11 protein-coding genes and 1 tRNA gene are annotated in these 13,200 nt (G+C 44.3%); 5 read left to right on the top strand and 7 right to left on the bottom strand.

All coding sequences use genetic code 11. From position 1 onward, the window contains the following. Positions 1–13: 13 nt before the first annotated feature. The 6 genes from ACMXYW_RS09530 to nfuA all read right to left on the bottom strand — a co-directional run bounded on the left by ACMXYW_RS09530 (position 14) and on the right by nfuA (position 6,446). On the bottom strand, positions 14–487 hold the full coding sequence (locus ACMXYW_RS09530; RefSeq protein ID WP_415903876.1) for a DM13 domain-containing protein: 474 nt from the start codon (positions 485–487) through the stop codon (positions 14–16). 76 nt (positions 488–563) lie between these two features. Next, complete coding sequence (locus ACMXYW_RS09535; protein ID WP_415903877.1) at positions 564–2,444, bottom strand: SurA N-terminal domain-containing protein; 1,881 nt, start codon at positions 2,442–2,444, stop codon at positions 564–566. 146 nt (positions 2,445–2,590) lie between these two features. Next, positions 2,591–2,667 (bottom strand) — tRNA-Asp (locus tag ACMXYW_RS09540). 111 nt (positions 2,668–2,778) lie between these two features. Beyond that, positions 2,779–3,054, bottom strand: a complete 276-nt coding sequence (locus ACMXYW_RS09545; protein ID WP_007020114.1) for an HU family DNA-binding protein — start codon at positions 3,052–3,054, stop codon at positions 2,779–2,781. Positions 3,055–3,188: 134 nt separating this feature from the next. Beyond that, positions 3,189–5,615 (bottom strand): endopeptidase La, encoded by a 2,427-nt coding sequence (gene lon, locus ACMXYW_RS09550; protein ID WP_415900837.1) that lies wholly within the window; start codon positions 5,613–5,615, stop codon positions 3,189–3,191. A gap of 237 nt (positions 5,616–5,852) precedes the next feature. Next, positions 5,853–6,446 (bottom strand): Fe-S biogenesis protein NfuA, encoded by a 594-nt coding sequence (gene nfuA, locus ACMXYW_RS09555; protein WP_415903878.1) that lies wholly within the window; start codon positions 6,444–6,446, stop codon positions 5,853–5,855. 240 nt (positions 6,447–6,686) lie between these two features. Here nfuA and ACMXYW_RS09560 point away from each other — a divergent pair, with 240 nt between their 5' ends. Then, positions 6,687–8,015 carry an MATE family efflux transporter gene (locus tag ACMXYW_RS09560; protein ID WP_415903879.1) on the top strand — a complete coding sequence of 443 codons (1,329 nt, stop codon included), beginning with the start codon at positions 6,687–6,689 and terminating at the stop codon, positions 8,013–8,015. A gap of 78 nt (positions 8,016–8,093) precedes the next feature. Continuing rightward, on the top strand, positions 8,094–9,272 hold the full coding sequence (locus ACMXYW_RS09565; RefSeq protein ID WP_415903880.1) for a cation:proton antiporter: 1,179 nt from the start codon (positions 8,094–8,096) through the stop codon (positions 9,270–9,272). A 17-nt stretch (positions 9,273–9,289) separates the two neighbouring features. Here the strand turns inward: ACMXYW_RS09565 and ACMXYW_RS09570 are convergent, their stop codons facing one another. Further along, positions 9,290–10,279 carry a glycosyl transferase family protein gene (locus ACMXYW_RS09570; RefSeq protein WP_415903881.1) on the bottom strand — a complete coding sequence of 330 codons (990 nt, stop codon included), beginning with the start codon at positions 10,277–10,279 and terminating at the stop codon, positions 9,290–9,292. Between the two features lie 73 nt (positions 10,280–10,352). Between ACMXYW_RS09570 and ACMXYW_RS09575 the strand changes: the two genes are divergently transcribed. The 3 genes from ACMXYW_RS09575 (at position 10,353) to ACMXYW_RS09585 (ending at position 13,192) form a co-directional block, all read left to right on the top strand. After that, the gene (locus tag ACMXYW_RS09575) at positions 10,353–11,114 is read left to right on the top strand and encodes an adenosylcobinamide-GDP ribazoletransferase (RefSeq protein ID WP_415903882.1); all 762 of its coding nucleotides are present in this window, start codon (positions 10,353–10,355) and stop codon (positions 11,112–11,114) included. 102 nt (positions 11,115–11,216) lie between these two features. Continuing rightward, a complete protein-coding gene (gene rlmD, locus ACMXYW_RS09580) occupies positions 11,217–12,575 on the top strand; it encodes a 23S rRNA (uracil(1939)-C(5))-methyltransferase RlmD (protein ID WP_415903883.1) in 1,359 nt (452 codons plus the stop codon). Further along, on the top strand, positions 12,572–13,192 hold the full coding sequence (locus tag ACMXYW_RS09585; protein WP_415903884.1) for a pseudouridine synthase: 621 nt from the start codon (positions 12,572–12,574) through the stop codon (positions 13,190–13,192). The genes rlmD and ACMXYW_RS09585 overlap by 4 nt, the downstream gene beginning before the upstream one ends. The last annotated feature ends 8 nt before the right edge of the window (positions 13,193–13,200 follow it).

The following is a 13,200-nucleotide window of genomic DNA, read 5'->3' on the forward strand; positions in this document are numbered from 1 at the left end:
TCAGACCTATTACTTACAAAGAGTTATAGCGAGCAGCGCTGATAAATTCAGAGAAAGTTTCACACCAAATCACAGCCGTAGAATATTTAGCCGGATCTACCCCTTCTGGTAAGTTAACCACAAAGCCATCAAATGTTTTGATTTCTGCAACTTGTACCATATCTCGCTTATTCTCAAGAAAACTCATCTCGTCATCTACAAATACAGGAGAAAGGTAAAGCTTATAATCAGGACCAGGAGCTAATTTACCTTTGAATGCTGCAACACCGCCACCCAACATCACTGAGCCTTCTCCCCAATGTAAAAAGTCACTGCCTTTCAACTCTTTCACAAATTTCCCTTCAAACTGCGCCTGAGCTACAGCCGAAGAGATCTCTTGCTCAGAAGGTCCCTGTGGCTGAATTAAGATAGGTAACAAGTATACGCCTAAGGCAAAGCCAGCAAAGCCAACTAGGCCATGACTAATCAGTAACATTAATTTTTTCATATTCCCCCCTAAAGCTGCTAAAACAGCCAATATAAAAAAACCACCCGAAGGTGGTTTTAGAATAGATCAAATTAGCTTAAAGCTTTTCTATTTCAGCTTTAGCTTTTAACTGAGCAAGGTGATCTTGGTAATCCTGCTGACCTTGACGGTTATTAAGCATCATACCCATAAAGCGAATCTCGTCTTCTTGCAGCTCAATATCTTGCTGACCGATTGCGTCTAGCGCGATAATCATTTTGCTGCCATCTACAGTATCAACTGCTGCATAGGTAGAACCACTTTGCGGTTTTACCATTTTGAATGCGGCGGTAAGAAGCTCTTGTGGAAGCTCTCTCTGGCTACGATTAACTGCAGACTGTGCTACTACTTCATTACCTTCCGCAACAGTTGCTAGATCTGCACCTTCAGTAAGCTGAGCAACAATAGCGTTCGCTTTTTCAGTCATCGCTGCAGCAACTTGCTGCTCAACCAGAATAGCGCGGATCTGATCAGCCACTTCGTCTTGTGCTTTTTCACGAGGTAGTTGATGTTCAACTACACGTAAAACAACAGAGCGACCAGAATCCAATTCTACTGGCGTGCTGTTCAAACCTTCATTGATCAGCTCCTGATCGAAAGCAACAGCAAGAATCTTCGCATTGGAAGTAATCGCATCTTCGTTACCAGAACGCGCAAATAGCTCAGTTTTCTGAATTTCTAGTTCTAGCTCTTCAGATGGCTCTACCAGATCACCAGAAGAGAAAGACACATCAGCTAAACGCTCTAACTGCTCAACATACTCTTCTTCAGCCTTCTGATTTAGGAGATCAGAACGAAGCTCTGCTTCAGCTTTTGCAAAAGCAGGCACTTCAGACTCAACAACATCAACTAGTTTAATTAAGTGATAACCAAATTCTGAACGAACTGGCTCTGAAACAGCACCTTTTTCTAGAGCATACAAAGCGTCTTCAAAGTCAGTTGAGAAAACACCTTTCTCATTAATACCTAAATCACCACCCATCTCAGCAGATGCTGGGTCTTGAGATTCTGACTTAGCCAACTCTTCAAATACTTCACCTGCTTTTAGGCGCTCAGCAATTGCATCAATCTTAGCTTTTGCAGCAGCATCGTCTTGCTGTTCAGAAATCTCGATAAAGATATGTGCTGAATGACGCTGCTCTTGTGCTTGGAATGTATCAACAAGCTGCTGGTAGGCTGCTTGAAGTTCATCATTAGATACTTCGATACCTGCCTCTAGAGCGCTTCTTTCTAAAAGAAGATACTCAATAGCTACCTGCTCTTCAGTCATAAACTGAGAACTGTTCTCTGCATAGTAATCGGCAATCTGCTCATCAGAAACTGTAATTTCAGCACGAACATTGTCCGCAGGCAGAGTGAAGTAGCGAAGATCACGCGTTTGATTCTGTAGAACGTTTAGAGAGTTCAGTTCATTTGGTAAAGTAAATGCAGACAACATGAACGCAATACGCTCTTGCTCTGTCACCTTCTCTTTACGCACGATATCACGATACATCAACGGCGTAAGGCCGGCGTTGCGTAACGTCGCTTCAAACTGTGCACGATCAAACTTACCGTCTAGCTGAAACTCTTTGGTAGACAGGATCAGTTGATCAATCATTGCATCAGAGAATGTCAGACCTTGGTTTTGTGCAGATTGAACTAAAACAGATTGCTCAATCAGACCTTCCAAAACCATATTGCTGATCAAACCATCATCCAGTAGCGAAGGATCAGCATCCTCCCCCATCTGGGACAACATTTGACGACGTTGCAATTGAACACCTTGATAGAGATCTTGCTGACTGATCTCTTCACCATTAACTGTCGCAGGAGCATTACTGCCAGCAGTTAAACTAACCAGCGATTCAACACCAAATAATGCAAAAGTAACTGCAATCAAGCCAACAATAATCTTGGCAATGATTCCCTGAGAGTTATCACGAATGGACTGTAGCATTATGCCTCTAAACCCCTGGCAATATCTTTAACACATAAAAAAGGCGCATTCTTTCAAATGCGCCTTTCAAGAATTTTTTACCTGACTCACTAATATGATGTAGCTCGTCATTCTATGTAGAACAGAGATCGTCTGTTAAACAAAGTTGGCGGAACGGACGGGACTCGAACCCGCGACCCCCTGCGTGACAGGCAGGTATTCTAACCAACTGAACTACCGCTCCTTTTGCGGGTCTTTAACCCGCACCTGAAGAACTTTACCAGCGCTTCAGGCTGGGTAACTCACTAAACTAATGAGCTACCTCCCATAAGTAAGATCGTGACGCGATCAGATCTTACTTGTTTACTGCGTCTTTCAGAGCCTTACCAGGCTTGAAAGTTGGCAGTGTAGCGGCAGCAATTTCAATTGGCTTGCCTGTCTGTGGGTTACGGCCCGTACGAGCAGCACGCTCTTTCACAGAAAATGTACCGAAACCTACAAGTGCAACAGAATCACCGTTTTGAAGTGCACCAGTAACCGCTTCCAGTGTAGCATCCAGCGCGCGACCCGCAGCTGCTTTAGGAATGTCGGCTGAAGCTGCGATAGCGTCGATCAGTTCAGACTTATTCACGTTGTTCCCCTTTAAATAGATCGTTATTTTTAATTGTTCCGTTATCCATGCCCAGCAAGATGGTCAGGCATTTATACCAAGGTGCAGAAAGGGGTGTCAAGACACCTAGAACACCTTTCTACCCCTGATGAATACTAATGTGGCTTTATTTGCTCCGGCTCAGCTTTTGTCGCCTTTTCCTTTGCTGCCACTACTTCTTTCTCGCTTTTCTCTACAGGTTTTGGTTGATATTTAAGTGCGATGTCCAGCACTTCATCAATCCATTTAACCGCCTTAATATCGATATCTGCTTTGATATTGTCGGGAATTTCCTTCAAATCGCGCTCATTTTCCTTTGGAATAATGACCGTTTTAATTCCCCCACGGTGTGCAGCGAGTAGTTTTTCTTTCAATCCACCGATAGGTAAAACCTGCCCTCTAAGGGTAATTTCACCTGTCATTGCTACGTCAGCCTTAACCGGAATATTGGTTAAAACCGATACTAAAGCCGTACACATTCCAATACCCGCACTTGGGCCATCTTTTGGTGTAGCACCTTCTGGAACGTGAATATGAACGTCTTGCTTCTCATGGAAGTCAGGCGCAATACCAAGGGCTTCAGCACGATTTCTTACAACAGTCAGTGCAGCCTGGATGGATTCTTTCATCACATCCCCTAAGCTACCTGTAGTTACCTGGCGGCCTTTACCCGGCACCACTGCTGTTTCGATACTTAGGATATCGCCACCTACCTGAGTCCAAGCCAAGCCTGTTACAAGGCCAACCTGATCCTGCTCTTCGGCAATACCAAAGTTATGCTTACGAACACCGCTGTAATGCTCTAGCTGATCTTCATCAATCACAACCGGCAGATCTTTTTTATCCGCCAAAGCCAGCTCTTTAACAACCTTACGACAAAGCTTAGCGATTTCTCGCTCAAGTCCTCGCACACCGGCTTCGCGGGTATAGTAACGGATCAAACCAGTAATGGCACTATCCTTTATCTCCACTTCACCTTTTTTCAGGCCATTATTTTTAAACTGCTTCTCGATAAGATAATTTCTAGCGATATTCAGCTTTTCATCTTCGGTATAACCCGGGATGCGAATGATCTCCATACGATCCAATAGAGGACCAGGAATATTCATAGAGTTTGAAGTACATACGAACATCACATCAGAAAGATCGTAATCTACTTCTAGGTAGTGATCGTTAAAGCTGTTGTTTTGTTCTGGGTCTAGCACCTCAAGAAGAGCCGAAGCCGGATCACCACGCTGGTCCATCCCCATCTTGTCGATCTCATCCAACAAGAACAGTGGGTTTTTCACACCTACTTTCGACATCTTCTGCAGTAATTTACCTGGCATAGAGCCGATATAAGTACGACGGTGACCACGAATCTCTGCTTCGTCACGCACGCCACCTAGCGCCATACGTACATATTCACGATTCGTAGCACGGGCAATAGAACGTCCTAGAGATGTTTTACCGACACCTGGAGGACCAACCAAACAAAGGATCGGACCTTTAAGCTTTTTAACTCGCTTCTGAACCGCTAAGTATTCCAGAATACGGTCTTTAACTTCTTCAAGACCGAAGTGATCTTGGTTAAGTACCTTCTCTGCTCGCTTCATATCGTGGCGAACTTTAGAGCGCTTAGCCCAAGGGATCTGGATCATCCAATCAATGTAACCACGAACAACTGTTGCTTCAGCCGACATTGGCGACATCATCTTCAACTTGTTGTATTCACTCATGGTTTTATCGAAAGCTTCTTGCGGCATTTTCGCTTCAGCAATTCGATTTTTAAGCTCATCCATATCGTTAGTGCCGGACTCGTCCAGATCACCTAACTCTTTTTGGATAGCTTTCATCTGTTCATTCAGATAGTACTCGCGCTGACTCTTCTCCATCTGTTTCTTAACGCGGCCGCGGATACGTTTTTCCACTTCAACCAGGTCAATTTCAGATTCCATCAACGCCATCAGATGCTCTAAGCGCTCTTTATTACTAAGCATCTCTAGAATCTGTTGCTTCTCTTCCAACTTAAGCGACATATGTGCAGCAATGGTATCTGCCAAACGCCCTACATCGTCAATATTCTGGAGGGAAGAAAGTACTTCAGATGGGATTTTCTTATTTACTTGAACAAAGCGTTCAAATTGCTCTAAAACTGTACGCTTGTATAGCTCACTTTCAGCTTCGGTTAGCTCTTCAATTGCGAGCATATTTGCTTGAGCAGTAAAGAAGCCTTCATCTTCACTAAGCTTACTAATGGTTGCACGATAATCACCTTCCACGAGTACCTTTACGGTACCATCAGGCAATTTAAGCATTTGCAGTACGCTTGCAACGGTACCTACTTCAAATAGGTCTTCCGCCAAAGGCTCATCATCCGATGCATTTTTCTGTGCAACAAGCAGAATTTCTTTTTCCCCAGACATTGCAGCTTCTAGGGCTTCGATTGATTTTTCCCTTCCTACGAATAATGGGATAACCATATGCGGATATACCACCACATCCCTCAGTGGGAGTACTGGCAATTCGATTAGTTGTTCCTGAATGTCGTCATGTTGTGTCATGAGCAAAAGCCTCATCAACCAGTCCGCGATGTACTGCGGAGAAATTCTAAAAAAGCGTGTCTTAGGGTTACATGGGGGTCAAAATTTCAAATGCAACCAATTAGATACAAAAAAACAACGCGTTGGGAATATATCGAGGTAAGAGAACCGGGATACTAAATTTTATAGCAGTATCCCTTTATGGAGACAATCAAAAAAGGGGAATAAATTCCCCTTTTTACTTTCAGATGCTCGAGCTTACTTGTAGTAAGCCTTATCAGTAACACTGTGGTCTGTGATATCACGCACCCCAACCAAGGTTTCGATACGTTCAACTAGTGTTTTTTCTACACCATCTTTTAATGTCATATCAACAGCGCTACAACCCTGACAACCGCCGCCAAATTGAAGCACTGCAATATTACCTTCCTCTTCTTCAACCACTTCCATCAGTTTTACTTCACCACCATGGGAAGCCAAACCTGGATTGATCTCTGAATACAGAATGTAGTTAATCTGCTCTGAAATTGGGCTATCAGGTGATACTTTAGGCACTTTCGCATTTGGCGCCTTGATCGTTAGCTGCCCACCCATACGATCTTTTGCAAAATCTACATACGCTTCATCTAGATAAGGAACACTGTTCTTTTCAATATAGAAACGTAGCTGTGTTAGCTCCAGAATTTCATCATCTTCAATAACTTCATCTGGACGACAATAAGCTAGGCAAGTTTCTGCATAAGATGTACCAGGCTGTGTAACGAACATGCGCACAGCCATGCCCTCAACATCTTGTTTAGAAAGTAGCTCTTTTAAATATTCTTCTGCCGTTTCTGTGACGGTGATATTCATACGGTGTCCTGTATGTTGAACCAATCAATTCTTAGACTCTAGGATACACTCAAATTAAATCCGAGTAAATTGCTCAACTATTAAACAATAGGTGAAAAATTCTATCGCACCATGGCACAATGCTGCCACTATATTTCCACTTCTATTAGATATAAGGCCCTAAACCTATTTTTCCACATAGGGATAGACCTTATTTCAGAGATAATCTGATAGAATTGCTTTTTTCCTATTTTGACCCCTATGACATTCTTCAACCGACAAAAAATAATAATAGGTTTAGGGCTGCCGATTATCGCGGGAATGCTTTCCCAAAGCCTACTAAACCTTGTAGATGCCGTACTTGTCGGTCAGCTTGGTGAGGCCTCTCTCGCCGGCGTAGGCATAGGAGGTTATGCCAATTTCGTGGCAATCAGCCTTATTCTTGGCTTGTCTTCTGGAGTACAGACCCTAGTGGCCCGTCATCAAGGCGAAGGTCAGAACGATCATGCCGCCTCCCCCGTTCACTGGGGGCTATTGATCTCACTTATTTTTGCACTCCCTGTCAGTTGTGTATTGATCTATTACTCAGGCTCCATTGTTTCCCTGATGACTGATGATTCAGCGGTACAAGATATCTCTGAAGCCTATTTTGATTACAGAACTGCAGCCATGCTTGCTATTGGGCTCAACCTCTCTTTCCGTGGTTGGTGGAACGGCACCAAGCGGCCTGCGACCTACTTCAAAGTTCTGATAGCCACTCATCTACTGAACGTGATTATTAGTTACTGTTTAATATTTGGTGAACTGGGCTTACCAAGACTAGGGGCACCAGGAGCAGGCTTAGGCACCGCTATAGCATTGTATATAGGCGCTCTATTAAACGCTGTAATGGTCTACAAGGACGCCAAAACTAACGGGTTATTTAAATTCAGCACTCAGCAAGCATCCTCAATCTATAGAGTGATCAAGCTCGCAATCCCTCATTCAATACAACAGTTCTTTTTGGCTTTGGCTATTTGCATTCTTATCTGGATCATTGGTCAGCTGGGCACCAGCGAACAAGCAATCGCACATGTACTGATTAACCTCTCTCTTTTCTTAATCCTTCCTGCGGTAGGTTTTGGCGTTGCATGCACTTCGCTTGTGAGCCATTCAATTGGTGAAGATAACTATCAAGAAGCAGCTCGCTGGGGATGGGATGTGATTGTCACGGCGCTGGTTTGCATCAGCCTACTAAGCATTCCACTTGTAATCTTTCCTGAAGCAGTTCTTTCTGCGTTTTTACAATCAGAGCAACTGATCGATATCGCTGTACTGCCCTTACAACTAACTGCGCTAGCAATCTGTTTAGATGCTGCTGCAATTGTATTAACCCAAGCGCTACTCGGCGTTGGTGCCAATCGCTCAGTTTTACTTATATCTACATTTGGGCAGTGGTGCTTCTTTTTACCGCTAGCTTGGCTATTTGGACCTATTTTAGGCTTCGGATTGTTAGGCATCTGGATTGTACAGATTGTTCATCGATTGCTTTCTTCAGCAATCTTTATCCGCATCTGGTCTCAACAGCATTGGCAAAAAGTCAAAATTTAACCTCCCAAGCAGCTTGATTGTTTGAACCACGCTGTTCCATCTTGCTATAGTTTAAAAACCACTTTTAGGGATATGTAAATGGCTGATCAGTCACTGGTTTTTTCGTTCTTCTTAATTTTTACGGGTGCTGCCATTGTGGCGTCTTTGGCACTCTACACTCGCCAGCCTTTACTCGTAGCCTATATCGTTTTGGGAGCCATTTTAGGCCCATACGGCATGAGCATGGTGACTGATACTAAACTGCTATCTGATATATCCCACGTCGGCATCATCTTCCTGCTATTTCTTCTTGGCCTAGATATGCAGCCCTCACATCTATTACAGATGTTACGTAAAGCCACCTTGGTCGCCATAGGAAGCTCACTGATCTTCTTTGCGCTCGGCTACAGCGTGGGATACGCCTTCGGTTACACCCAAACAGAAAACCTAATCATCGGCGCCGCTGTGATGTTTTCGAGTACGATCATAGGCATCAAGCTATTACCTACAACAGTACTTCACCACCGCCATACGGGTGAACTCGTCGTAGGCCTCCTGCTTCTACAAGACGTTATTGCGATTATGGTCTTATTGTTCCTATACAGCGGCACAGATGGTGGCACAAGTAGCGATACTATGGCTCAATTTGCTACAACGCTCGCCGCATTACCTCTCTTGATCATTGGCGCATTTGTCTTTGTAAAATACGTTTTACTAAAACTGATCCAGAAATTTGATCGCTTTCATGAATATATCTTTCTTCTTGCGATCGGCTGGTGCCTTGGCTTAGCTGAGATGGCACATTTGGCAGGTCTATCTGCAGAGATAGGCGCTTTTGTAGCTGGCGTATCCATCGCCACCAGCCCAATTGCTCAATACATCGCTACAAGCCTAAAGCCACTACGTGACTTTTTCTTGATCCTATTCTTCTTCTCAATTGGAGCAAGCTTTAATCTAACCTTAGTTAGCACGATTGCGATTCCAGCAATTATTCTGGCAATTTTGGTCCTTGCGATTAAGCCAGTGGTATTCCGCTTTTTACTAAGCCGTATTAGTGAATCGAAGCAACTTGGCTGGGAAGTGGGTTTTCGTTTGGGGCAGATAAGTGAGTTTTCGCTGTTGATAGCTTATATAGCGGCGGGAAGTATGATGATTGGAGAAGAAGCCTCTCATGTCATTCAGGCAACTGCGATCTTAACCTTCTTGTTATCCAGTTATGTAGTGATCTTCAACTTCACATCTCCGATCGCAGTTTCAGATAAGCTTCGCCGAGATTAACCGGCGAAGCTACTCAATCAAGAAAATTGAGAAATATTCCGGCTCTGCCAAAGCTGCTCTGCTTTTTCCAGTAGCTCAGGCATTTCTGCTGACTCGCCTAACAACCTTAAAACTACAGCCATAGTAGAGATGATCGCCTTATGGCCGTATTCATGCTCACCTGCGCCTTTCCAAACATCTAATAAGGTTTGCGCAGGAAGCTCATCCTCTTTGATAAAGCGTTTTTCAACGATACGAGGCCAATCGTATTCCGTTAACTCACCGCTGTCTGACCACTGCAGCAAACACTCTGTATCAGGTCTAATCTCGGCCTCACCACCATCACCACGCATAGTGACGTTGCATTTAACACCTAAGAGCTGGGCGGTTTTTTGATGCATAGGGCCGTAAGCGGGATGGAAAACGCCATCGATACTTGCTGGCGCATCAGCAGGATTAAGCATGCGACATAAGGTATGAACCGGCGAACGCAGTCCAAGAATTGGGCGCAGCTGAATAATTTCCCCTAGTGGAGGGCAAAACTGATCCACAGACATATACGCAAAGTTAACTCGGTCTAATTCAGCCTCGGTCTCAGACCAATCCTGACAGGGATTTAAGTTAAACAAACTCAGCATATCTTCTACATAGATACGCCCCGGCGTGTGACCTTTTGAACCATGCATAAAAACACGATAACCATGGCTCGCTAGGCATAGAGCAACCAGCAGATACCAAGTGTGGCGTCTTTTTTTACCTGCATAAGTCGACCAATCAAGATCGACTTGTATTTCACGACCAACCGAATAACGACTGCGTACAGCATCGGCAAACCCCGCAAGCTCCTCAGGCGCCTCCTCCTTTACTCGCAGCAACATCAAAAAGGCTCCGAGCTGTTCAGGCGTTACCTCTCCATCCAGAATCATGGCCATTGCAGCTTCAGCCTCTTCGCGGCTAAGCGATCTTGTACCATTTTTACCTTTGCCCAAAATACGAACAAAGGGAGCAAACTTGTGTTCTTCGATCATCAGTCGTTTAAACCTTGTCCTTAGTTAAAGGAATTACTAAAGTATGGACTCTTTTTCTCAGGCCCCAAGTTTAATGAAATCTTACCCCGAGCAGCTACATCTTTTTTTTAATGCCCTAACCTATTTTACCCGATTCACTTCTCCATCCTGGGTGCATTACACAAAAGAAACACAAGCAAAATCGACTAAGTACTTGCCATGGGTAGGCCTTTTAATTGGATTTTACGCCGCTCTGATCTATTGGCTTTCTAGTTTTATCTTCACAGATAGCATAGCGGTCATTCTATCGATGTTATCCAGTATTTGGATGACTGGAGCACTTCATGAAGATGGCCTAGCGGATTGCTGTGACGGCTTTGGCGGAGGCTGGGATAAAGAACAGATCCTTCGCATCATGAAAGACTCTAGGGTGGGCAGCTACGGTGTTATTGGCCTAGTCGTTGTCTTATTACTTAAATTCAACGCTTTACTAGAAGTTGAGCACACCATTGCCATCATTGTATTAGGCCACTGCCTCAGTCGTTTATTCCCGCTAATCATCATCTATCGTGAAAAATACGTTAGTGATGAAGAGACTAGCAAATCCAAACAGATGCTAAGCCCCTTGAGTAAGATAGATCTGCTTATTGCCACACTGCCAGCTGCCGCATGTTTTATCTTTTTACCACTCAGCTATCTTAGCGTTTTAGCCCCAACTATTATCGCTACCGCCTGCATGATCCATTTCTTCAAACATTGGATCGGCGGCTATAATGGTGATTGCTTAGGCTGCTGTCAGCAAGTAAACGAATTATTGATCTATCTTTGGCTGTGCATACCGATCTTTCTTATCTAACAAATATCGATCGACACAGGGGCTAGATCACTTTCCTACAAGTCATAGGACGTGCAGGTCGCTTTCTGATAGAATCGCCGCCTTATTAAGCCGGTACTCATCATGAAACGTAAACAAAGCCTTTTTGCCAAACCCATTCCTCAGAAAAAGAAACCTAAGGCAGCTACGCCTTACCCTGAAACTCTGAAGATTGAAGGACTGAGCCATGAAGGCCGAGGTATCGCCAAACATAATGGTAAAACCATATTTGTAGCTGGCGCGCTTCCAAATGAAGAAGTTGAATACGAGATTACTAGCAAACATCGTCGCTATGATGAAGCCAACTGCACTCAAGTGCTAACTGAATCGTCACAACGCACATCACCGAAGTGCGAGCATTTCGGTATTTGTGGCGGTTGCGATCTACAACATCTAGCACACGAACACCAAATCCCAACCAAACAAACATTGGTTTTAGATCAACTCAATCGTTTAGGTAAATTTACGCCTGAAAAAGTTGAAGAGCCCATTACAAGTACAGAATGGAACTATCGCCGTAGCTGTCGCATGGGCATTAACCAGATGATGCGAGATGGCAGTGCACTAGTTGGCTTTAGACGCCGTGGAAGTAGCAAACTAACCCAAATCGATCACTGCCCTGTCCTAGCGGAACCCCTAGATAAGATCTTGTCGGCGCTACCACAAGTATTGGAAGCAGAAGAACAATTTAAAGAGATCACACATGGCGAATTAACCCTAGGGGACAACCAGGGCGCATTAACACTTCGTGTTAAAAAACGCCCTAGCGATGCACTTTGCCAAGCATTAAACAATCTAGCTGAACAACAGAATTTTAAGCTCTATTTTGATCACGGCGATAAGATAGAAGCCTATTGTGATAAAGCAGTTTTAAGCTATAAACATCAGCCAACCGCTACAGACATCGAATTTGAGCCGGGCGACTTTATTCAGGTAAACAACCAAGTTAACCAACAGATGATTGATCGTGCGATCTCTTGGCTTAACTTAGAAGCTAACGACAGAGTATTAGATCTCTTTTGTGGCATAGGTAACTTCAGTCTCCCGTTAGCGAAAACAGCAGCGCATGTTGTTGGCATTGAAGGTGTTGAAGATATGGTTGCCCGCGCTAATACAAATGCAGCTAATAATGATCTAGACAACTGTGAATTTTATCGAGCTGATCTAAGCAAAGATCTACGAGCTATGCCATGGTACAAACAAGGCTTCAATAAAATCCTACTAGACCCTCCAAGAACGGGCGCCTTAGAGATAATTAAGCAGCTTAAGAATCACCAGCCAGAGATGATTCTTTATGTATCTTGCAACCCTGCCGCCCTATCGAGAGATGGAGCCGAATTGATTGAGCAAGGCTATGTAGCAAGCCGCTTCTGTGTCATGGATATGTTCCCTAACACGTCCCATGTTGAATCCATGGTCTTATTCGAACGGAAAACCGCGTGATTGAAATCATTTATAGCGATGACTCACTAGTCATAGCTAATAAACCTTATGACATGCTATCTGTTCCCGGTCGAGGGGAAGATAAACAAGATTGCTTATGGCGCAGAGTACAAGAACAATTCCCCACAGCACGGATCGTTCACCGTTTGGATTACGCCACATCTGGCTTGATGGTATTAGCCCTAACCCTTGAAGCACAACGTCACCTCAGTCGCAGTTTTCAAGAGAGGCTGACCAGTAAACGCTACCAAGCGATTATCTGTGGAGAGCCAAGTGAAACAGCGGGTGAAGTAAAGCTACCTCTTCGATGCGATTGGGAAAATCGTCCATTGCAGATCGTAGATTTTGAGCAAGGCAAAAGCGCTCATACTGAGTGGGAACAACTTTCGAAAGAGTCGCTTGGTACAAGAGTCGCACTAAAACCAATCACTGGCCGCTCGCACCAACTTAGGGTACACATGCAAGCCATGGGTCATCCGATCGTTGGCGATCGCTTCTACGCAACCGAAGAAGGCATAGCCGCTTCAGAGCGACTACTTCTTCATGCAGAGTACTTAGCCTTTCCACACCCAGATACTGATGAGCAGGTCGAATTTTTCGCACCCTGCCCATTCTAAGCATCTCA

The organism is Neptuniibacter sp. QD48_55 (genome assembly GCF_047778115.1).
Classification (GTDB): domain Bacteria; phylum Pseudomonadota; class Gammaproteobacteria; order Pseudomonadales; family Balneatricaceae; genus Neptuniibacter.